General features: G+C 75.3%; 21 protein-coding genes. 11 read left to right on the top strand and 10 right to left on the bottom strand.

Annotated elements, in window-relative coordinates; genetic code table 11:
• Positions 1-149 precede the first annotated feature (149 nt).
• Complete coding sequence (locus HS99_RS39965; protein ID WP_030557434.1) at positions 150-1,097, bottom strand: NAD-dependent epimerase/dehydratase family protein; 948 nt, start codon at positions 1,095-1,097, stop codon at positions 150-152.
• Between the two features lie 94 nt (positions 1,098-1,191).
• On the opposite strand from HS99_RS39965, the gene HS99_RS39970 reads away from it, so the two are divergent.
• Positions 1,192-1,569, top strand: a complete 378-nt coding sequence (locus HS99_RS39970; RefSeq protein ID WP_030290563.1) for a nuclear transport factor 2 family protein — start codon at positions 1,192-1,194, stop codon at positions 1,567-1,569.
• Between the two features lie 210 nt (positions 1,570-1,779).
• On the opposite strand, the gene HS99_RS39975 is transcribed toward HS99_RS39970, so the two are convergent.
• Both HS99_RS39975 and HS99_RS39980 read right to left on the bottom strand, forming a co-directional pair.
• Complete coding sequence (locus HS99_RS39975; RefSeq protein WP_050366300.1) at positions 1,780-2,112, bottom strand: hypothetical protein; 333 nt, start codon at positions 2,110-2,112, stop codon at positions 1,780-1,782.
• Between the two features lie 3 nt (positions 2,113-2,115).
• Positions 2,116-2,340 (bottom strand): hypothetical protein, encoded by a 225-nt coding sequence (locus tag HS99_RS39980; RefSeq protein WP_037831553.1) that lies wholly within the window; start codon positions 2,338-2,340, stop codon positions 2,116-2,118.
• 101 nt (positions 2,341-2,441) lie between these two features.
• On the opposite strand from HS99_RS39980, the gene HS99_RS39985 reads away from it, so the two are divergent.
• Positions 2,442-2,963, top strand: coding sequence for a peptidylprolyl isomerase (locus HS99_RS39985; protein ID WP_030290567.1), 522 nt, complete (start codon positions 2,442-2,444; stop codon positions 2,961-2,963).
• Between the two features lie 5 nt (positions 2,964-2,968).
• Positions 2,969-3,361 (top strand): hypothetical protein, encoded by a 393-nt coding sequence (locus tag HS99_RS39990; protein WP_232543077.1) that lies wholly within the window; start codon positions 2,969-2,971, stop codon positions 3,359-3,361.
• 67 nt (positions 3,362-3,428) lie between these two features.
• Here the strand turns inward: HS99_RS39990 and HS99_RS39995 are convergent, their stop codons facing one another.
• Positions 3,429-4,520 (bottom strand): RICIN domain-containing protein, encoded by a 1,092-nt coding sequence (locus tag HS99_RS39995; RefSeq protein WP_030290571.1) that lies wholly within the window; start codon positions 4,518-4,520, stop codon positions 3,429-3,431.
• 42 nt (positions 4,521-4,562) lie between these two features.
• Positions 4,563-5,666: an alpha/beta hydrolase gene (locus tag HS99_RS40000; RefSeq protein WP_030290573.1), complete on the bottom strand. Its 1,104-nt coding sequence runs from the start codon at positions 5,664-5,666 to the stop codon at positions 4,563-4,565.
• A gap of 211 nt (positions 5,667-5,877) precedes the next feature.
• Between HS99_RS40000 and HS99_RS40005 the strand changes: the two genes are divergently transcribed.
• The gene (locus HS99_RS40005; RefSeq protein WP_050366299.1) at positions 5,878-6,870 is read left to right on the top strand and encodes a helix-turn-helix transcriptional regulator; all 993 of its coding nucleotides are present in this window, start codon (positions 5,878-5,880) and stop codon (positions 6,868-6,870) included.
• Positions 6,871-7,760: 890 nt separating this feature from the next.
• Here HS99_RS40005 and HS99_RS40010 read toward each other — a convergent pair.
• Positions 7,761-8,084 (bottom strand): cupin domain-containing protein, encoded by a 324-nt coding sequence (locus tag HS99_RS40010; RefSeq protein ID WP_030290579.1) that lies wholly within the window; start codon positions 8,082-8,084, stop codon positions 7,761-7,763.
• Positions 8,085-8,239: 155 nt separating this feature from the next.
• Between HS99_RS40010 and HS99_RS40015 the strand changes: the two genes are divergently transcribed.
• Together HS99_RS40015 and HS99_RS45645 are read left to right on the top strand one after the other, a co-directional pair.
• Positions 8,240-9,181 (top strand): helix-turn-helix domain-containing protein, encoded by a 942-nt coding sequence (locus tag HS99_RS40015; RefSeq protein ID WP_030557437.1) that lies wholly within the window; start codon positions 8,240-8,242, stop codon positions 9,179-9,181.
• Between the two features lie 76 nt (positions 9,182-9,257).
• Positions 9,258-9,434 carry a hypothetical protein gene (locus HS99_RS45645; RefSeq protein ID WP_157881761.1) on the top strand — a complete coding sequence of 59 codons (177 nt, stop codon included), beginning with the start codon at positions 9,258-9,260 and terminating at the stop codon, positions 9,432-9,434.
• Positions 9,435-9,468: 34 nt separating this feature from the next.
• Here HS99_RS45645 and HS99_RS40020 read toward each other — a convergent pair whose 3' ends face one another.
• A complete protein-coding gene (locus HS99_RS40020) occupies positions 9,469-9,891 on the bottom strand; it encodes a carboxymuconolactone decarboxylase family protein (protein WP_030557438.1) in 423 nt (140 codons plus the stop codon).
• 142 nt (positions 9,892-10,033) lie between these two features.
• Entirely contained in the window at positions 10,034-10,570 is a 537-nt protein-coding gene (locus HS99_RS40025) for an AAA family ATPase (protein ID WP_030557440.1), read from the bottom strand.
• A 232-nt stretch (positions 10,571-10,802) separates the two neighbouring features.
• On the opposite strand from HS99_RS40025, the gene HS99_RS40030 reads away from it, so the two are divergent.
• From HS99_RS40030 to HS99_RS40045, 4 genes are all read left to right on the top strand, one after another.
• Positions 10,803-11,747, top strand: a complete 945-nt coding sequence (locus tag HS99_RS40030; protein WP_030557441.1) for a hypothetical protein — start codon at positions 10,803-10,805, stop codon at positions 11,745-11,747.
• 61 nt (positions 11,748-11,808) lie between these two features.
• Positions 11,809-12,729, top strand: a complete 921-nt coding sequence (locus tag HS99_RS40035; RefSeq protein WP_030557442.1) for a hypothetical protein — start codon at positions 11,809-11,811, stop codon at positions 12,727-12,729.
• Positions 12,730-12,901: 172 nt separating this feature from the next.
• Positions 12,902-13,600, top strand: a complete 699-nt coding sequence (locus tag HS99_RS40040) for a hypothetical protein (RefSeq protein WP_141763911.1) — start codon at positions 12,902-12,904, stop codon at positions 13,598-13,600.
• Entirely contained in the window at positions 13,597-14,685 is a 1,089-nt protein-coding gene (locus HS99_RS40045; RefSeq protein WP_037831338.1) for a hypothetical protein, read from the top strand. Before HS99_RS40040 ends, HS99_RS40045 begins: the two co-directional genes overlap by 4 nt.
• A gap of 272 nt (positions 14,686-14,957) precedes the next feature.
• Here HS99_RS40045 and HS99_RS40050 read toward each other — a convergent pair whose 3' ends face one another.
• Positions 14,958-16,061, bottom strand: coding sequence for an NADH:flavin oxidoreductase/NADH oxidase (locus HS99_RS40050; RefSeq protein WP_030557445.1), 1,104 nt, complete (start codon positions 16,059-16,061; stop codon positions 14,958-14,960).
• A 341-nt stretch (positions 16,062-16,402) separates the two neighbouring features.
• On the opposite strand from HS99_RS40050, the gene HS99_RS40055 reads away from it, so the two are divergent.
• Positions 16,403-16,837, top strand: a complete 435-nt coding sequence (locus HS99_RS40055; RefSeq protein WP_030290087.1) for a DoxX family protein — start codon at positions 16,403-16,405, stop codon at positions 16,835-16,837.
• Positions 16,838-16,883: 46 nt separating this feature from the next.
• Here HS99_RS40055 and HS99_RS40060 read toward each other — a convergent pair whose 3' ends face one another.
• Positions 16,884-19,073 (bottom strand): ATP-binding protein, encoded by a 2,190-nt coding sequence (locus HS99_RS40060; protein WP_370863341.1) that lies wholly within the window; start codon positions 19,071-19,073, stop codon positions 16,884-16,886.
• Positions 19,074-19,081: the final 8 nt, after the last annotated feature.

A 19,081-nucleotide genomic window follows, 5' to 3' on the forward strand; every position in this document is an offset into this window, starting at 1 on the left:
GCCCGGGCGTGCCCCCGCTCGCGGTGGAGAGCCAGGCGCAGGGGTTGTTCGGCAGTGCCGGGTCCGGCTCGTCCTCGAAGGGTGCGGGCGGTCGCCGTCCTGCCGCCCACCGCGACCGCCCCGGGCCTCAGAGCGTCGCCCACCGCGCCTCAGGCCGTCCGCAGCCGCTCGCGCCACCAGCCGACGGTTGCCTCGAGCTGCTGCTCCAGAGGGGTCGCCCGGAGGGTGAAGGCCGCCTCGTACGCGGAGGAGTCCATGACGAAGGGGCGGTCGAACTGGTAGCGGACCTCGCGCAGTTCACGCACCAGGGGGGAGAACAGCCCGGCTGCGCCCAGCAGGACGGGGGACAGGCGGCGCACCGCGACGGGGCCGGTGCCGGCCTCGGCGGCGAGGCGTTCGACCATGGCGCGCACCGGCAGGGCGGGGGCGGTGGGGACGTGCCAGGGGCGGCCCCAGGCGCGTTCCCCGGTGGCGAGTTCGGCCATCGCGCGGGCCACGTCGGGCAGGTAGGTCCAGCTGTGCGGGGTGTCCGGGTCGCCGAGGACGGCGACCGGACGGCCCTTGAGCAGGTTCGGCATCGCGCGGGAGGCCAGGTGGCCGCCGTCGGTGACGCCGGGGCCGAAGAAGTCCGAGGCGCGCACCTCCACGGCGCGGATCCGCCCGGCCTCGTGCAGGGCCCGCGCCTGCTCCCAGCCCGCCGCCCGCACCCGGCCCTTGGGGCCGGTCGCGGCCGGCGGCAGGTCCTCGGTCAGCGGGCCCTCGACCGGGCCGTAGCCGTACAGGTTGCCGAGCATGACCAGCACGGCGCCGCTGTCCTCGGCCGCCGCGCACAGCGCGGAGGTGAGGGCGGGCCACTGCGCGGCCCACTGCGCCAGCGGCGGTGCGGCGCAGCCGTGGATCGCGACGGCGCCGCGGGCGGCCTGTGTCAGGCGGGCGGGGTCGCTCGCGTCCAGGGCGAGGTGCCCGATGCCTTCGACGGCAGGTCCGGCGGGGCGGCCGCCGCGGGTGACGACCCGGACCTCGTGGCCCTGTTCGGCCAGCAGGCGGGCGGTGGCGGCCCCGGCGGGCCCGTGTCCGACGACCAGATGAAAGCTCACCCGCCCCACCCTAGTGCTGTGACCGGGAGGTTCACCGTGACCGGAAGGCGGCTCGTGGGGCGAGCGCACGCGAAACGGCTGGTATTACTGGGGTATGCAGGAAGAGACCGCACGCTCGGCGATCGACACGTTCATCTCCGCGTTCAACGCCTCGGACGACAGCTATGTGACTGCCCTTCTCCCGCAGGCCCTGACCTCGGACGTGGTCTTCTGGGGGCCGTTGGGTCGCAGCGAAGGAATCGCGGCGGTCGAGCGGTTCGTGCTGGACATCCGACGCCACCCGGCGGGGACCGGCACGATGGTGCGCTGCTCAGCGGTGGACATGCCCGACGAATGGGCCCGGTACCGGTGGGTCTTCACCACGCCTGACGGAGGCCCCCGCCTGGCGGGAACGGACGTCGTCCATCTGCGACGGAGCCTCATCGACCAGATCATCGTCTTCGCGGGGGAGATCGAACCGTCCGCCTCCTGAGTCATGCCACCGGCACCACCGGAGCCACCACGGGCACGCTGGCCGCCACCGGTACCGAGGGGCTCGGCTGGGAGGCCGGCGGCGCAGCCGCGGCCCTCGCCGCCGGAGCCGCGCTGGTCGCGCTCTCCCGCCGCCGCTCCGCCGAGAGCTGACACCCGGTCGCGTCCCGGCCCGCCGCCCCCACGACGGCGGGCCGGGACGCGCCCGCTCTCAGCGTTCTCGGTGCCGGTTCTCAGCGCTCGGGAACCGGTGCGCGAGCTGCTCGCGCCACCGCGCCGCGTTGCTGCCGTCCAACTGCCCCTCGAACGCCCGGTGGGCGGCCGCCACCCGCTCCTCGCTCACCTGCCGCCCGGCCCCGAAGTACCCGGCGTCGTACACCGCCCACAGGGCCTCCTCGGTCTCCTGGTCCAGGCCCAGGCAGGTCGCCACCCCGCGCCCGGTCAGGGCGTCGTCCAGCGCAGCCGCGAAGACGCGGCGCAGCCGCTGCCCGTCCCGCCCGTCCTGCCCGTCCTGCCCGTCCCGCTCGTGCTGGTCATCCGTCAAGGCTCAGTCCCCGCTGCTCTCGCCGCTGCCGCCCTTGCCCAGGAGCCACCGCTCCCGCCGTTCCCGCCGCCGCCGGCGCTGCTCCGCGCTGCGCAGCAGGTCGCCCGCGGCGAGCGTCAGCGCCGCGACCGCGCGCGCCCAGCGCGGGCCGCCGCGCTCGGCCCACACCACGCACCCGCACCCGGCGAGCACCAGTACCAGCACCCCGACCAGCACCGCTCCGACCATCACGGACTCCTCTTCTCCCTCACCGGTTCGGCCACGAATCCTGCCATGTGCCAGGATTTCCGTCCGAGTACCGAACACGACCGACGAAGAAGGAGTCACCCGTGGCCAACGCCCGGTTCGCCACCCTGCACACCACCGCGGGCCCGATCCGGCTGGAACTGTTCCCGTTCCACGCGCCGAAGACGGTCCGCAACTTCGTCGAACTCGCCGAGGGGGCCCGGGAGTACACCGACCCGCGCACCGGCGAGCCGGGCAGCGGCCCGTACTACGACGGCACGACGTTCCACCGGGTGGTCAAGGGCTTCATGATCCAGGGCGGTGACCCGACCGGCACCGGCACGGGCGGTCCGGGCTACGCCTTCGCGGACGAGTTCCACCCGGAGCTGTTCTTCACCAAGCCGTACCTGCTGGCCATGGCCAACTCCGGTCCGGGCACCAACGGTTCGCAGTTCTTCATCACGGTGGGCACGCCCACCCACCTCAACCGCCGGCACACCATCTTCGGCCAGGTCGCCGACGCCGCCTCCAAGGCCGTGGTGGACGCGATCGCGGCCGCCCCGACCGAGGGCGAGCGCCCGGTCGAGGACGTGGTGATCACCAAGGTCGAGATCACCCGGTCTTGACGGCCGTGACCGCCACAGGGGAGGCCTTCCCGCCCCGCCCGGTGCGCGGGGTGCGGGCCCGCTACGTCCTCCAGGGCGGCTGCGGCCCTTTCGCGGACGCCGTGGTCGACTTCGAGCCGTGGGAGGAGGGCGTGCACCTGGAGGTCGCCGCCGGTGCCACCGTGTACGGCGGCGCCGCCTCGCAGGAGGGCCTCGCCCGCTACCACGCGGCGCTGGCCGAGGGCGTGCGCGCCGAGCTGGCGGAGCAACTGCCGGATGCCATGGTGGCGTTGGCGCTCGTGGTGCGCCGCACCGGGGTGCACGACGTGGACACCAGCGAGTACGCCTACCGCAGGGCCGGGCAGGTGGCGGTGCGCGAGGTGCTCGCCCTCCTCGGGGCCGGTGGCGCAGGCCGGTAGCCGGAGCCGGAAACCGGGCCGCCGCCCGGCGCGGGGCACCGGGCGGCGGCATGGTCTCGACGCTCCGTCAGACGCAGCTGGTGAACGTCGGGCTGGTGTTGGCGATGTAGAGGGTCGGGCCGGCGTTGGGGTCCGAGGTGACCGGGACGGTGATGGTGTCGTCGGCGGTCCACGGGAAGCCGTGGGTGTCGAAGGTCCAGCTGCCGGTGACCTTGCGGGCGACCTCGGCCAGCGTCACCCAGCCGTACTGCTGGGGCGGGACGGAGACCACGACGGCGTTGTTGACGCTCCTCGACCCGTGCCACTCGTTGGTGAAGGACAGGGCCGAGGTGATGGTCGCCGTCAGGACGGTCGGGGCGCCTGCGGAGATGCTGGAGGTCAGGCTGGTTCCGATGGTGTTGGACCAGCCGCTCTCGTCGGTGACCGAGAAGGACTGCTGGACGGTGCCGCTGGTGTTGTTGAACCAGACCGAGGAGACGCAGGCGCGCGGCAGCGGCGCCGCGGGGGCCTCGCTCTTCACGGACCAGGAGCAGGTGGAGGTGTCCTTCTCGCACTGCTTGGCGGCGTGGTCGACGGCCAGGTTGCGGGCGGCGAGCGGGAATCCGGTGGACCACTGCTGGTTGTTGGTGCCGTTGCAGGTGTACTGGTCGGTCCAGGCGTCGTCGTAGTTGGCGCCCATCAGCAGGTCCAGGCAGGTGTTGTCGCCCGCGTGGCGGATCATGAAGGCGTCGTCCGAGCCCGGCGCCGGCTGCAGGAACCAGCGCTGGCTGGCCTGTCCGGCGCAGGTCTGCTGGCGCAGGGCCGGGGTGAAGAAGGCCAGGTCGATGCACTTGCCGGTGTCGTTGTTGACGATGGTGAAGGTGAAGTCCGAGGGGTCGACGCTCAGGTGCCAGGACTGGTGGTAGCCGGGCGCGGAGTTGGTGACGATGTACGCGCCGTCGCCCATGGTGCCGTTCTGGACGTCGAGTTGGCGCCCGTTGCTGAGCGACTTGATGGTCAGGCACTGCTGTGGCGAGGCGCAGGAGGACAGGGCCGGCGCGGCCGGTGCGGCGAGGGCGGGTGCGGCGCTCAGGCCCAGGAGGGCGCAGCACAGCGCCAGGGCGGTCGCCAGCAGCCGCGGCCAGGGCGCGGTGCGCGCCGGGGCGGGGGTGGAGGGCACGGAGGGTCCTTTCCTAGGAGAAAAGAGGGGGAGCGGGCGGTGTCAGGCGGCCGCGAAGGCCGCCTCCAGGCGCGGCACGTAGTCCGCGAGGTCCTGGGCCCAGCAGCCGGGGGTGTGGCCGCCGTGGCAGTCGGATCCCCAGCCGGCGCCGTTGCCGTAGTCGACGTAGCGGTAGGGCAGGCCGAGCGCGTCCAGGCGGTCCTTGAGGCGCTTGGCGGTGCCCTCGGCCCAGAACTCCAGGTCGCCGGCGTTGCCGTCGCCGTTGCCGGTGTAGACGGCGATGCCGGTGTGCGCGAGCAGGGCGGCCCGGGCGGTGGGGTCGACGGCGTTCCAGCGCCAGTCGGCGTTGAACACCGGGTACGGGCTGCCGAAGACGGCGTCGCTGGAGACGGTGGGGCCGTAGTCCAGGGCGCAGGGGCGCCCGTCGCTGGGCCCGCACAGGACGGTGCCGACGTTGGTGAGCATGGCGACGACGGCGCCGCGGATGATCATCTCGTCGGCGGACAGGTCGTCGGCGCCGGACATGGTGAGGACCTGCCCGAACAGTTCGGGGCGGTCCTGGGCGTAGTGCAGGGCGCCGAAGCCGCCCATGGACAGGCCGCCGACGGCGCGGTGGGCGCGGTCGCAAAGGGTGCGCAGGTTGGCGTCGACGAACGGGAGTACCTGGCCGAGGTGGAAGGTCTCCCAGTTCTGCGCCCCGGCGGCGGTGCCCTGGTCGAGCCAGTCGGTGTACCAGCCGCGCAGGCCGCCGTCCGGGATGACGGTGATCATCGACCGGGCGGCGGTCAGGGCGGGGTAGGCCAGTGCCGGGTCGGCCGGGTTGTCCGAGGCGCCGTGCAGGAAGTACAGCACGGGGTAGCGCTTGTCCGGCCGGGCGGCGTAGTCGGCGGGTAGCAGGATGCGGATGGTGTGCTCCCCGGCGACCTGCGCGGTGGTGACGGTGATGACGAAGTTGGTGGCGCTGCCGGTGGCGGCGCCGACCTGGGTGAGGCCGAAGCCGTCGGCCAGCGGCGGCGGGCCGGGCGCCTCGACGGGCGCGGCGCCCGGGGCGGCCGCGGCCGGGGAAGCGGGCGCGGCGAGCAGGAGCAGGCAGGCGGCCAGGGCGGCGAGGGCCGCTCGGGCGCGCCGGAGCCGGGCAGGGGTCATGGGCGTCCTCGGCCTTCAGCGGGCTGGTCCGGAACTCAGAGAATGTCTGAGCACTGACAACTCTTGCGAGGTGCCCGGGCCGTCCGCCAGAGCGCCCGGCGGCCCACCTGGGCCACTGGCGCATGTGCGCCACACCCGTGGGTAGCCTCCCACGGCCTCCGGCCTCCCCCGGCCCCGCCCGGGGCCGGGGCCGGAAGGCGACGAAAGGGGGGTGCTCACCGTGCACGACGTGCTGGACGCGGACTCCGAACGCGGCCGCGTCTACCGCTGCCTGGTCGCCCGGCCGCGGGCCCGGATCCAGGAGCTGGCCCCGGCGGCGGGCCTGGACGCGGACACCGTGCTGGCCGTGCTCCGCGACCTCGCCGAGGAGGGCGCCGCGGTGGCCTTCGGCCCCGCCCACAGCAGCGACGACCGCGACCACTGCTGGGAGGCCCTGCCGCCCGCCCGGGTGGTCGAGACCGTGCTCCAGCGCGACGCCATGCGCCAGGCCACCGCCCGCCGGGCCGGGGACGAACTCGAACGGCTCTACCGCTACGCCCGGCGCGACGCGGGCACCTACGGCGCGCTGGAAGTGGTCGAGGACCGCGCCGAGGTGATGGCGGCCAGCAACCGGCTGCAGCTGGCGGCCCGACACCAGGTACGGGTGATCGACGTGCCGCCGTACTCCGGCAGCAGCGCCCACTACCTCGACCAGGAGGCACTGCAGCGCCGCCGGATGGCCGCGGGCGTGGTCTACCGGGCGATCTACCAGGGCTGCGCCTTCGAGGACCCGGTGGCCGGGCCGAACATGGCGCGGATGGTCGAGGCGGGGGAGCAGGCCCGCACCCTGGACGAGCCACCGCTCAAACTCGCCATCGGGGACGAGGACCTGGCCATCGTCACCCTGCCCGCCGACGGCCGCGACGGCGTCGTCTCGCTGCTGGTGCGCCCCTCCGGGCTGCTGAACGCCCTGGCCGCGGTCTTCGAGACGCTGTGGCGCCTGGCGGTGCCCGCCACCGTGGCCGGGGTCGACCTGCGCATCGACGAACGCGACCGGCGCATCCTCACCCTGATGGCCTCCGGCGCCACCGACGACGCCATCGCCCGCCGCCTGGGCCTGGGGCGGCGCACCGTGGTGCGCCGGGTCTCCACCCTGCTCGCCCACCTCGGCGCCACCACCCGCTTCCAGGCCGGCGTCCAGGCCGCCCGCCGCGGCTGGCTGTGACGGCCCGCCACCACGCGAAGCCGGCCCGGCGGTTCACTCCCGCGCCGCCCGGCGCCACCACCCCACCGCGTCCCGGGCCGCCCAGCGGCCCAGGAACACCGCGCCGAACACGGCGAACGGGACGGGGGCGGCGAACAGCGGCACCGAACACCCGGCTCGGCCGGCCGGTGCTCATCCGCCCCCGCTCGTCCAGCCACACCGTGACCTCCTCGCCCTGCTCGTACGGCCCTTCCGGCCGCTCCGCGCCGAACTCCCGCCCCTCCACGCTCCAGCGGAAGGTGCAGGCGTACGTCTTCGCCCCCAGGCCGTTGCCCTCCCCGCCCGGCTCCTGGCCGCTCACCCGACAGCCCGTCACCCGGGCCGTCGTGCTGCGCGGACGGCCCAGCCGCTCCCGCACGGTGCCGGCGACCTGCGCGGCCGGGAACACCGCGACCAGCGTCAGCAGCAGGAACCCCACCGCCCGCGTGCCCATCCCCACGGGCGCCTGCGGATCGCGACCGCGCAGCACGGCGGACGCCGCCAGCGCCACCGCCGCCGACCCGGCGCACAGCCACCCCAGCCACCCGCCCACCGGATCGTCCTGCGACCACCGCCACACCGCCGCCGAGCCCGCGAGCGCCAGCGCCACCACCGCCGCCACGGCCACCGCCACGCAGCCGCGCACCGGCCCCGCCCCGACCACTCCCGCCCGAACCGCTCCCGCCCCCATCAGCCCCGCCCCCCAGGCGCCCGCGCCCCGCCACCGTCCCGGACCCCGATCCTCGGGCCGCCCGGCCCCCGTGACCAGGCCTCCTCCCACAACGGTGACAAGGCCGCGACATCGTCACGACCGGCGCGCGGCGGCCGGTCGTGACGATGCCCCGGCGCGCCGGCGCGCGGCGGCCCGCGCGTCAGACGGCGGACAGGGTGATCCCCAGGATCCGCGCGCCCGCCTCGGTGCGCGGCCGGTGCCGGCTGCCCGGCGCGAACACCACGTAACTGCCCGCCGGATGGCGCTCCTCGCCCTCGATCACCTCGCCGCTGAGCACGTAGTACCGCTCCTCGGTGTCGTGCACGTCGACCTCCGGCCACCGGCTGCCCGGCTCGAAGTCGATCAGCCAGGCACGGGCGTACCCGGTGGCGGTCAGCCGGCGCCGCAGGATCCCCGGCCCGACCTCCACCGGCTCCACGTCGTCGACCAGCAACGTCGTCTTCAGTGCGTCGTTCTCGTCCATGCCCCCACTGTGGCCGCCCCCACCCCCGCCGCCCCAGTGTCCGCAAAGACATCCTCGGGTACATTCCTGCCATGCACGCACCCGCCGCCGCCCCTGCCGGGAACGCACCCGTGACAGCAGCCGTGACAGCGCCCGCGGAAGCACCCCGCCACCGGGTGGTGGCCCTGCTCGGCGCACCCCAGGCACCCTTCGAACTCGCCTGCGCCGCAGAGGCCTTCGGCACCCAACGCGCCGGACTGCCCTCCTACTACGAGTTCGCCCTGTGCACCGAGACCCCCGGCCCGCTGCCCACCACCCTCGGCGTCCCCCTGCTGGTCGAGGACGGCCTCGAGGCGCTGGAGCACGCCGACACCGTCGTCGTCCCCGGCTGGCACCCGCCCGGCTCACCCGCGCCGGCCCCCGTCCTGGACGCGCTGCGCACCGCCCACGCCCGCGGCACCCGGATCGTCTCCATCTGCACCGGCGCCTTCGTCCTCGCCCAGGCCGGACTGCTCGACGGACGCCGCGCCACCACCCACTGGGGCCGCACCGCCCAACTCGCCGCCCAGCACCCGGCCCTGGAGGTCGACCGGGACGTGCTGTACGTCGACCACGGCGACGTCGCCACCAGCGCCGGCTCCGGCGCCGGCATCGACCTGTGCCTGCACCTGCTGCGCCGCGACCACGGCGCCGCCTACGCCGGGCAGGTCGCCCGGCACATGGTGCTGCCCCCGCACCGCGAGGGCAGCCAGCTGCAGTACGCCGCCGCCCCGGCGCCCGCCCGCGCGGACGAGTCGCTGGCGCCGCTGCTGGACTGGGCCCAGGAACGGCTGGGGGAGCGGCTGACCCTGGACGACCTGGCCGCCCGCGCCGGACTGTCCGGGCGTACCCTGTCCCGGCGCTTCACCGAACAGCTCGGCACCAGCCCCGGCCAGTGGCTGCTGGCCCGGCGCATCGACGCCGCCCGGGCCCTGCTGGAACAGACCGACCTGCCGGTGGAGGCCGTCGCCGCCCGGGTGGGCCTGGCCTCCGCCGTCAACCTGCGCCGCCGCTTCCACGCCGCGCTCGGCACCACCCCCGGCGCCTACCGCCGCACCTTCGGCGAACGCCTCAACTAGCGCCCGCGCCCCGGCAGTTCGATGCCGGTGGACACAGGGGGAAGGCGAACCGCCCGTCGAAGCCCCCGGACCCCAGGTGTCGCGTCACCCGGCGCTGGACCGGGTGACGCGGCACGGCCCCGCCCGACCGGCGGCCGCCCTCGGCCAGTGGGCGGACGGCCGCTCCACCGGCCGCCAGCAGTTCGTCGACCGCCTGACCCCGCTGCAGGACGCCGTCGCCGAGACCGTCTTCGCCCGCGAGTCCAGGTTCTGAGCCCGGGCGGCCGCGCACCGCTCCCGGCGCCGCGTCAGTTCGCCGCGACCGGGAGCAGGCCGCGCTCGCCGAAGACCTTCTTGGCGACGAAGGTCGCGTTCAGGGCCTTGGGGAACCCGCAGTAGACGGCGGAGTGCAGCAGGGCCTCGGTGATCTCGGTGGGGGTGAGGCCGACGTTGAGGGCGGCGTTGATGTGCACCTCCAGCTGCGGCTCGCAGCCGCCCAGCGCGGTGAGCATCCCCAGGGTCACCAACTGGCGTTCCCGCGCAGCGAGTTCATGGCGGCTGTAGATCTCGCCGAAGCCCCAGGCGACGACCTGGTGGGCCAGCTCGGGATTGATGTCGGCCAGCGCGTCGATCACCCGCTGCCCGCCCTCGCCGTCGACCCGGGTGAGCACCTCCAGGCCCCGGTCGAAACGCTCCTGCCGCTGCTCGGCCCCGTTCGCGGAAACACCCATGGCGCCTGTCCTCTCCTCGTACCCGTACTCGTGCTCGTGCCGTGGTCCCGGCCCTTGCGGTCGTGACCACGGCATGAACCGTAGGACTTGGAGTGCACTCCAACTCAAGCCGGAGCCAAAGCCGCGCCCGTACGACACCCCGTCAGGGGCGGGGCGTCCACCCGGGCGGAGTCAGCGCGGTATCGGCGAGGATTCGGGCGACCGTCCCCGCCAGCGTGCTGTCCTGCGGGACGACCCGCTCGGCGCCGCCCGGCAGCAGGTCCCGCTCCCGGTACCAGCCGGCCATGTCCTCGGGCGAGAACTCGGCCGCCTGCGACCGGGTGGCGTGGCGGCGCACCGTCTCCGCGAAGTCGACGTCCAGGTAGTACAGGTGGCTGCGCCCCCGGTGGTCGGCGACCAGGTCCGCCAGCATCGGGCCGTAGCGCTCGGCGGCGAGGATGCCCTCCACCACGACGTGGAAGCCGCTGTCCAGCGCGTGCCGCGCCACCAGGGAGATCAGGCCGATGTTCGCCCCGCCCGGCACGTCGCGCTCGCGCAGCACGGTGCGCCGCAGCAGGTCCTGCCCGACGAGGGCAAGGCCGCGCCCGTACGCGGCCCGCAGTCCGGCGGCGACGCTGGACTTGCCAGCCCCGCTCGGCCCCCGCACCACCACCAGCACCGTGTCCCGACTGCCCGTCACCGGGCCACCCTGGTGCCGCCGACGGGGCGGTGTTGCGGTTGGATCACGGAGCGTCCGGTTCGTCAAGCATTGGGTGGGAGTGCGGCGATTGATTTTGTTGGCGTGAATGTCATCGGACTCTCATAATGCCTGCTGAGACACGTGACGGACGGTCCGGAGAGCCGCTTGGGGGAGCGGGATCCGACGGTGGCCCGCGTGCGAAATCCCACGTTTTCCCTTTGGGGGGAGTCCTTTGTCCGCGCCCGAGAACGAGAGCGCCGCCTTCACCGATCCGCCGCCGGAGCCGGCTGCCGCGGTGACGGAACCGGCCGCCGCACCCACGCCCGCACCCGTAGAGGTGCCCGGGCCCGCAGCCGCGCCGGAAGCGGCTGCCGTGCCCCTGCCCGCGCCCGCGCCCGCGCCCGTACCCGCGCCGGACCAGGCCCCGGCCCCGCGCCGGCTGCCGCGCGCCGTCGGCGTCGCGCTGGCCACCGCCGGGCTGCTCGCCGTCACCGCGGCCAGCGCCGCGGTGACCGTCGCGGTCGGCAAGCCCGACAGCCGTCCGGCCGCCGCGCCCGCGCCCCGCGCCACCGCCACCGCCTCGCCGAGCGCCGGTGCGAGCGCGACGCCCTCCGCCGTCCCGGTGCCGACCGTCGTGCCGAGCGAGCCCGCCCCGGCCAGCACCGTCAAGGGCACGGTCAGCAACGGCAAGCACGAGGGCGACCTGCGCTACTTCCTGCTCCCGATCCCCGCCGGCGGCGAGTCCTACGGGCCCGCGGACGGGATGCCGATGACCCGCGACGACGTCTCCGGGATCTTCGGCAAACAGGACGACATCGACACCATCCTCAACCGGCTCGGCTACCGGGACGGGGCGACCCGCACCTACCGCACGGCCGACGGCAAGGCCGAAGTGACCGTCACCCTGCTGCACTTCGGCTCCGCCGACACGGCCAGCAGGTTCGTCCAGGGCTACACCATCAAGTCGCAGGAGCCGATCGACATCGACGGCGACCCCAACGCCCACGGCTTCCGCCGCACGCCCAAGCACGAGGCGTACACCGGCTCGATGACCGGCGTCTCCAGCCAGGGTGACGTCCAGTACACCATCGACGTCGACGTCAAGGGCACACCGGACAAGGCGCTGCTCAACGACCTGATGAAGCGCCAGCGCGAGTGGCTCGCATCCGGCGGCTGAGCCCGCGCCGGCGCCCGCCCCACGACGTCGTCCTCCCTTCCTCCTGTCTGGAGCCACTTCCGTGACCACCGAACCCGAGCAGCCGCCGTCCGCGGCGGCCGAACCGCCGCTGCCGCCGGTACCCCCGGCGCCGGACGAGCCGCCGGTCCCGCCCGTGCCGCCCGTGCCGCCCGTCCCGCCCGTCCCGTTCGGCTCCGCCGAGGCGTCCGACGAACCGTCCGCCGCGCCGTCGGCCGAGCAGACGCCGCACCAGGACCCCTACGCCGCCGACATCCTGTCCGCCGGCCCGGAGTCGGCCCCGCGCGCCCCGCGCCGCCCCCGCCCGGTGCTGCTGTCCGTCTGCGCGCTGGCCGTCGGCGTCCTGGCCGGTGGCGGCGCCGGCTACGCGATCCAGGCCCAGCGCCCGCCCACGCCCCTGCCGCCGCTGCAGGTGGCCCTGCCGGCCTACCCGGCCGAGGTGGTCGACCCGGCCGCCCTCGCCGCCGCGCAGCCCGGGCCGCCGGCCATCGAGGGCGACCTGCCCAAGCTGCTGGTCAGCGCCCCCGACGGCAGCACCGCCTGGGGCGACTACCCGAACAAGCCGGGCTGGATGTCGATCGGCGAACTCGCCGAGCGCAGGGGCGGCGCGGCCCTGGTCTTCAAGGACCTGGCCTCCTCCGGCTTCCGGCGCGCCGCTGAGGTGGACTGGATGAAGGGCGACACCCGCTACCGCGTCTCGCTCACCCAGTACACCCCCGAGCACATCGACGAGGCCGAGGCCGCCTCCGGCTTCTGGATGCCCTTCGCCGGCGACGCCAACGGCGGCTACAGCATGGACTTCACGCCCAGGAAGTGGTCCGACACCGAGGAGCAGTACTACTACGGGCAGGCCCAGGCCCAGCGCGGCACGGTGCAGATGAAGGTGGAGATCTTCAGCCCGAAGCCGGTGGACGGCGAGGAACTCAAGGCCCTGGCCAAGCAGCAGTGGGAGCGACTGGCATGACCGACGACGACTCCGTGACCGCGACGCCGGCCACCACGCCCGCCCCCGAACCCGCCGCCCCCGAACCCGCCGCCCCGAACCCGCCGACGCCGCAGCGGGGTTCACCCCCGAGCAGCCCCCCGCCGCGCCCCGCCCCGCCTCCCGCCGCCTGCTGCGCGCGGGCGCGGCGACGGTGGCCGCCGCGCTGGTGGGCGTGGTCATCGGCGTCGGCATCATCAAGACCCGGTACGACGACCCCGCCCCGGCCGCGGCCGCCGGCCCCACCGGCGCCCCCGCCCCGACGGCCACCCCCACGCCGTACGGCGCGAAGTCCAACGGCAGCCACTTCGGCTCGCTGCGCGACCTGCTGCTGCCCGTCCCGGCCGGCTTCGAACTCGGCCCCGACGAGGGCGGCTACGGCAACGACACCGAGATCGGCGCCGGGCAGATCTCGGACGAGCTGGACGCCGAGCTCCAGCAGGTCCCCAAGGACAAGCGCGACAAGCTGCGCTCCTACTGGGAGGGGCTGCACGTCAAGGGAACCGGCGTGCGGACCTACCGCAACGACGGCAACAACCTGGTGGTCGGGCTGCGGCTGCGCCAGTTCAACCAGCAGGAGGTGCAGCGGATCAACGAGTACACCGCGGTGTTCACCGGCGACACCGGCATCTTCCGCTCCGGCCCGCAGATCCCGGGCCACCCCGAGGCGCACTGCTACCTGATGCCCGCCCCGCCGTCCGCGCCGATCGACTACCTGGAGTGCTCGGCCGCCGAGGGCGACCTGCTGGTGGTCATGAGCGTCGAGGGCGTGGCACCGCTGCCCAAGGACAAGATCGTCGGCCTCTTCACCCTGCAGCTCGACCGCCTCGCCAGCCCGGGAGCCTCCGCATGACCGACCACGCCACCGCGCCGCAGCCCGGGCCGGAGCCCCACGACCAGGCCACCGCCGTCACCCCGGTCACCCCCGCGGACGACGCCAACCCTTGGGCCGCCATCACGATCGACGACCCGCAGCCCGACGCCGGCCAGGCCCCCGCGCCGTTCGCGCCGCCCGAGCCGACGCAGAGCCCGCAGGAGCAGGCCGCCCGCCGCGCCCGGCGCCGCAGGGCCGCGGTGCGGTGGAGCTGCGCCGTCCTGGTGTTCGCGATCGCGGGCACCGGCACCGCGCTGGCGGTCACCGCGCCCGAGCGCACCGACATTCCCGGTCTGGCCACCGCCAACGACGGCCGCTACACCTTCCCGCCCCTGACGCTGCCTCCGCTGCCCTCGGGCAAGGCCGCGCCGGACCTGAAGGACAACAGCAAGGGCCTGCACCAGGCGGACCTGCGCTACCTGCTGCTGCCCGCCCCCAAGGAGGCCGGCGGCTCGGTGAACCCGCCGGTCTTCCCGTCGCCCACCGCGCCCACCGCCACCGCCTCGGCCCCGGCTTCCGCGTCGGCCGCGCCCTCGGACACCGCGCCGGCGACCCCGGGAGCGAGCGCCTCGGCCACCGCCGCGCCGGCCGCGTCCGCCGCCCCCGGCGCGACGGCCCCGGCCAACTGGGTGGGCTGCGAGGCGATGGGCTCCGAGCTGCAGAACCCGGCCAGGCTGCACGGCCTGCTGCTGCAGAACGTGTGCCGCGCGGCGACCGTCCGGGAGTGGACGGCCTCCGACGGCACCTCGACCCGGATCCGGCTGCTGCGCTTCGGCTCCCCGAACGAGGCCCGGGAAACCTACTTCCGCGGGCGCACGGACCTGCAGCTCAAGGCCGCCCCCGACGCGAAGATGGCCTCCGGCGACGGCTGGGACACCGTCGCGGGCATCGAGGTGACCCGCAAGGACTCCCAGGAGACCGCGGGCAAGGGCGTGCCGACCACGCGGGTGGCGTTCGTGTCGGCCTCCGACGTGGTGGCCGTGGTCACGATGACCAACCCGCGCGGGGTGCCGGCCACGGCGTTCCGCCAGGTCGTCACCCTCCAGTGCGACCTGCTGGCCTGACCGGACCCGCCACCAGGGCCCCGCACCCCTTTCCCTGGAGGGGGTGCGGGGCCCTGTGCGCGGGGCGTCATGTCCCCCAACGGGCTCTCGTCCGTGCGGAGCGCGCCCCCCGAACGGTCCCCGTGCTCCCTTCCGGCGATCCGGCTCCTGCGGCCGTGAACCCGCTCGGCCCGTGGGGCCGTTGACCCGGTGGGAGCGAAAAGGTGGAGGGGCGTCGCAGGACGGCTGTCCTGCGGCGCCCCTCGTCCACGCTCAGGCGCGCTCGTCCGCGCTCAGGCGCGGTGGTACTGGACGGGGGAGTGGACCTCGCCGCCCAGCGCGCCGGCCGCGTGGCGGGCCCAGAACGGGTTGCGCAGCAGCTCGCGGCCGAGCAGGACGGCGTCGGCCCGGCCGGTGGCGAGGATGTCCTGGGCCTGGGCGGGGTCGGTGATCAGGCCGACGGCCGCCACCGGCAGCCCGGCCTCGTTGCGCACCGCCTCGGCGAAGGGCACCTGGAAGCCGGGCGCGGCCTCGATCCGGGCGTCGGGCACGAGGCCGCCGGTGGAGACGTCCAGCAGGTCCACGCCGTGCGCCTGGAGTTCCTTGGCCAGGCGCACGGTGTCCTCGCAGGTCCAGCCCTCGCGGCCGTCCTCGGGGTTCTCGGTGAGCCAGTCGGTGGCCGAGACGCGGAAGAACAGCGGCAGTTCCTCGGGCCACACCGCGCGCACCGCGTCGACGACCTCCAGGGCGAAGCGGATGCGGCCCTGGAAGTCGCCGCCGTAGGCGTCGGTGCGGTGGTTGCTCTGCGGGGAGAGGAACTGGTGGATCAGGTAGCCGTGGGCGCCGTGGAGTTCGACGGCCTGGAAGCCGGCCTCCAGCGCGCGCCGGGCGGCGTCGGCGAACTTGCCGACGATCTCCCGGATCTGATCGACCGTCAGCTCTTCCGGCGTGGTGTGGTCGGGGGAGAAGGCCACGGCGCTGGGCGCGACCGGGGTCCAGCCGTGCTCCTCCTCGGGGGCCAGGGCGCGCCCGCGCTCGACCCACGGCCGCTCGGTGGAGGCCTTGCGCCCGGCGTGTCCGAGCTGGACGGCCGGGACGGTGCCCTGCTCCTTGAGGAAGGAGGTGATCCGGCGGAACGCCTCCAGCTGGGTGTCGTTCCACAGCCCGAGGTCGTACGGGCTGATGCGCCCCTCGGGGCTGACGGCGGTGGCCTCCACGATGATCAGCCCGGTGCCGCCCGCGGCCCGCGCCGCCAGATGGGTGTAGTGCCAGTCCGTGGGCACCCCGGCCGCCTCCCCGGCCGGGGCGGCGCTGTACTGGCACATCGGCGGCATCCAGACCCGGTTGGGGACGGTCACGTCCCGCAGGGTGTACGGGGTGAAGAGGGTGGTGCTCATGTCGGGCTCCCGGCTCGGTCCGCGGCGCCCGTCGGCGCGGGCGGGCGCAGCTTGTTGCGAATGAAATCTACGCGCTCCGACAATAGTTGTGCACTCATTAAGTTGCAAGAGCTGCATATTTTTGCGGGCGGGCCCACCGGCGGGCGGCCCCGCGCGGTGGACGGCCCCGCCGCCGGCGGCCGCCGCGCAACTCAGAGGAACCTCAGAGCTCCCCACTCCTGCCGCCCGAGGTGACGCGGGGTCAGAATTGGCGCCGCCGCGTCAACCGCGGCCGGAGAGGCCCCGCACGGCCCCGGCACCGGCGCGCATCCCCCAACCCCCACCTGACCGAGGAGCTTCCGATGACCGTCGACCCCTCGCCCCTCGCCGAACGCACCCGCCCCCTGGTCCTGGGGCTGTTCCGGATCGTGGTCTCCCTGCTGTTCGCCTGCCACGGCGCGGCCACCATCTTCGGCGTCCTGGGCGGTACGCACGGCAAGGCACCCGGGTTCGGGCAGTGGCCCGGCTGGTGGGCGGCCGCCATCCAGCTGGCCGGCGGCGTCCTGGTCCTCGTGGGCCTGGCGGTGCGCCCGGCCGCGCTCCTGTGCTCCGGGTCGATGGCCTACGCCTACTTCGGCGTGCACCAGGAGCACGGCCTGTGGCCCATCCAGAACGGCGGCGAACCCGCGGTGATGTTCTGCTGGGCCTTCCTGCTGATCGCCGCGGTCGGGCCCGGCGGCCTGACCCCGGGCCGGGTGCTGCGCCGGGTGCCCGGCAGAGCGGCCCTGTCCGTCTGACCGCCCCCAGCCCCCCGGCCGCAGCCCTTGGCCGCAGCCCCCGGCCTCAGCCGCCCGCCCCGGCCCCCGCCTCCAGGAGGCCGCGGGCGCGGTCCGCCAGGCCGTCGGCGCCGCACTCGACGGCCAGCTCCAGCCCCCGGGCGAGCGCGGCACGGGCCTGCGGAGCCGGCACCGGCGCCCCGCCGAGGTCGACCAGTGCCATCGCGTGCTCGTAGCGGGCCGGCGAGCGCTCCAGGTGCCGCACCGCCTGCGCCAGCAGCTCGGCCGCGCGCGGACCGTCGTGCACCGCGGCGCACAGGCGCAGCGCGCTGCCGACGGCCGAGTCCGTGCCCGACCGCCGGGCCCGGCGCACGGCCTCCCCGGCCAGCTCGCGGGCCCGCTGCGGCTCGGACGGGGCCACCGCCCGCGCCAGGTGCCCCAGCCACGGCGCCCACACCGTGTTGCGCCACCCGCGCGCGTCCAGGGCCGCCCCGGCGGCCGTCAGCACCTCGGCCGCCCCCGCCGCGTCGCCCGCCGCCAGCAGCAGGCGCCCGTACAGCGTGGGAGCGTCGGGCAGCACCATCACCGTCGGGTAGGGCGGGCCGAAGGCGTGCTCGCGCGCGAGTTCCAGGGCCTCCTCCAGCCGGCCGCGCGCTGCCAGGGTCTCGGCCAGCGCCCCGACCGCGTCCCAGTGCAGCGGGGTGCCCGGGCCGATCCGCCCGGCCGTGCGCAGGGCGCGGCGCAGGTAGTCCTCCGCTTCGACGAGCGCGCCGCAGCGGAACCGCAGCATGCCGGTCAGCAGGTAGGCGAAGCCCAGGTGGCCGCCGCTCCACCCGGCGACCTCGTAGGCGCGCACCGCCTCGGTGAACAGCTCCTCCGCCCGCTCGACGCGGTCGGCGTACAGGTAACTGAGGCCCAGGATCCCGGGCAGTTCGAAGCCCCAGGTGGTGTTGGTCCAGCCGAGGCTGTGCGGCAGCCGGCCCTGCGGCAGCGCGGAGTCGGCCAGCGCGAGCGCCCGCGCGCGGTCGGCGCCGCGCAGCGTGAGGTCCCAGCAGCGCAGCACGGCCACCGCGTGGGCCAGACCGTCGTGCTCGAAGACGGCCCCGCCCGGGGCCGCCGCGTCCGCGCCGGCGTCGGTGAAGGCCATGCCGACCGTGTCCAGCGTCCGGTGGAACTGCGCAAGGCGCCGGGAACGGCCGGGGCCGTCCGCGTCCTCGGACTGGAACGCGGCGAACATGAAGTGGGCGACCTCCAGACGCAGCCGTCCCGGCCCGGGCGGGGTGCGCGCGGCCTCCTCGGCGCACAGCGCGGCGGCCTCGCCGAGCCGGTTGCTGTGGGCGAGGGCCTGGGCGAGGCGGAAGGTCGCGTCCACCCGCAGCCCGGGGTCCAGCCCGTACGGGTCGGCGAGCGCCAGGCGCAGCTGGTTGACCGTGGTCGCCGGGTCGGTGAGCAGGGCCGAGCAGCCGAGCTCGTAGAGCACCGAGGCGCGGTCCTCGTCGGCGGGCGGCTCGCTGAGGGCGCGGCGCAGGCAGCGCTGCGCGGCCTCGGGCGCGCCGATCGCCAGGTGCTCGCGGGCCGCCCGGCGCAGCTTGTCGACGATGACGCCGTCCCCTTCGGGCAGGATCTCCAGCATGTGCCGGGAGGCCGCCGGCAGGCCGAGGCCGGCGTTCTCGACCTCGACGGCGGCGACCCCGTGCATCCCGGTCCGGGCGGCCGGCGTCATCGACTGGTAGACGGAGGTGGCGATCAGCGGGTGGACGAACTCCAGCCGGCCCGCCGCTGTGCCGGTCAGCACCCGGTGGCGGCGCAGTTCCCGGACGGACTGGGCGGCGGTCTCGGGCCCCTGGGCACAGATGGCGGCGGCGAGGTCGGGGCGGATGTCGGTGTCCAGGACGGACGCCGCCCAGGCGAAACGCAGCGCGGTGGGGCCGAGCCGGTCCAGCCAGTGCCGCAGCGTCATCCCGCGGGCGGTGGCGGCGATCTCGCGCAGCAGCCCCGTGCTCTCCTCGACCGGGTCGAGGCGCTGGTCGGCCACCTCGCGCAGCAGGGCGGCGGTCTCGTACGGGTTCCCGGCGGTGACGGCCCAGACGTGGCGGCAGAAGGCGTCCTCGGCCTGCGCGCCCAGCGCCGCGCGGACCAGGTGCGCGACCGAGGCGGGCTGGAGCGGGCGCAGTTCGTGCCGGCGGTCGGCCCGGTCGGCGAGGCCGCGTTGCAGCGCCAGCGCGTCGTCGGGGAACTCGTCGCGGCAGGCGAGCACCAGCAGGG

Source organism: Kitasatospora aureofaciens, from assembly GCF_001188955.3.
Taxonomy (GTDB): Bacteria; Actinomycetota; Actinomycetes; order Streptomycetales; family Streptomycetaceae; genus Kitasatospora; species Kitasatospora aureofaciens.

Coding starts and splice junctions, on each gene's coding strand:
- HS99_RS39970 (WP_030290563.1), top strand. CDS start 1,192: ATGCAGGAAGAGACCGCACGCTCGGCGATCGACACGTTCATCTCCGCG.
- HS99_RS39980 (WP_037831553.1), bottom strand. CDS start 2,340: ATGGTCGGAGCGGTGCTGGTCGGGGTGCTGGTACTGGTGCTCGCCGGG.
- HS99_RS40000 (WP_030290573.1), bottom strand. CDS start 5,666: ATGACCCCTGCCCGGCTCCGGCGCGCCCGAGCGGCCCTCGCCGCCCTG.
- HS99_RS40010 (WP_030290579.1), bottom strand. CDS start 8,084: ATGGACGAGAACGACGCACTGAAGACGACGTTGCTGGTCGACGACGTG.
- HS99_RS40020 (WP_030557438.1), bottom strand. CDS start 9,891: ATGGGTGTTTCCGCGAACGGGGCCGAGCAGCGGCAGGAGCGTTTCGAC.
- HS99_RS40045 (WP_037831338.1), top strand. CDS start 13,597: ATGACCGACCACGCCACCGCGCCGCAGCCCGGGCCGGAGCCCCACGAC.
- HS99_RS40050 (WP_030557445.1), bottom strand. CDS start 16,061: ATGAGCACCACCCTCTTCACCCCGTACACCCTGCGGGACGTGACCGTC.
- HS99_RS40055 (WP_030290087.1), top strand. CDS start 16,403: ATGACCGTCGACCCCTCGCCCCTCGCCGAACGCACCCGCCCCCTGGTC.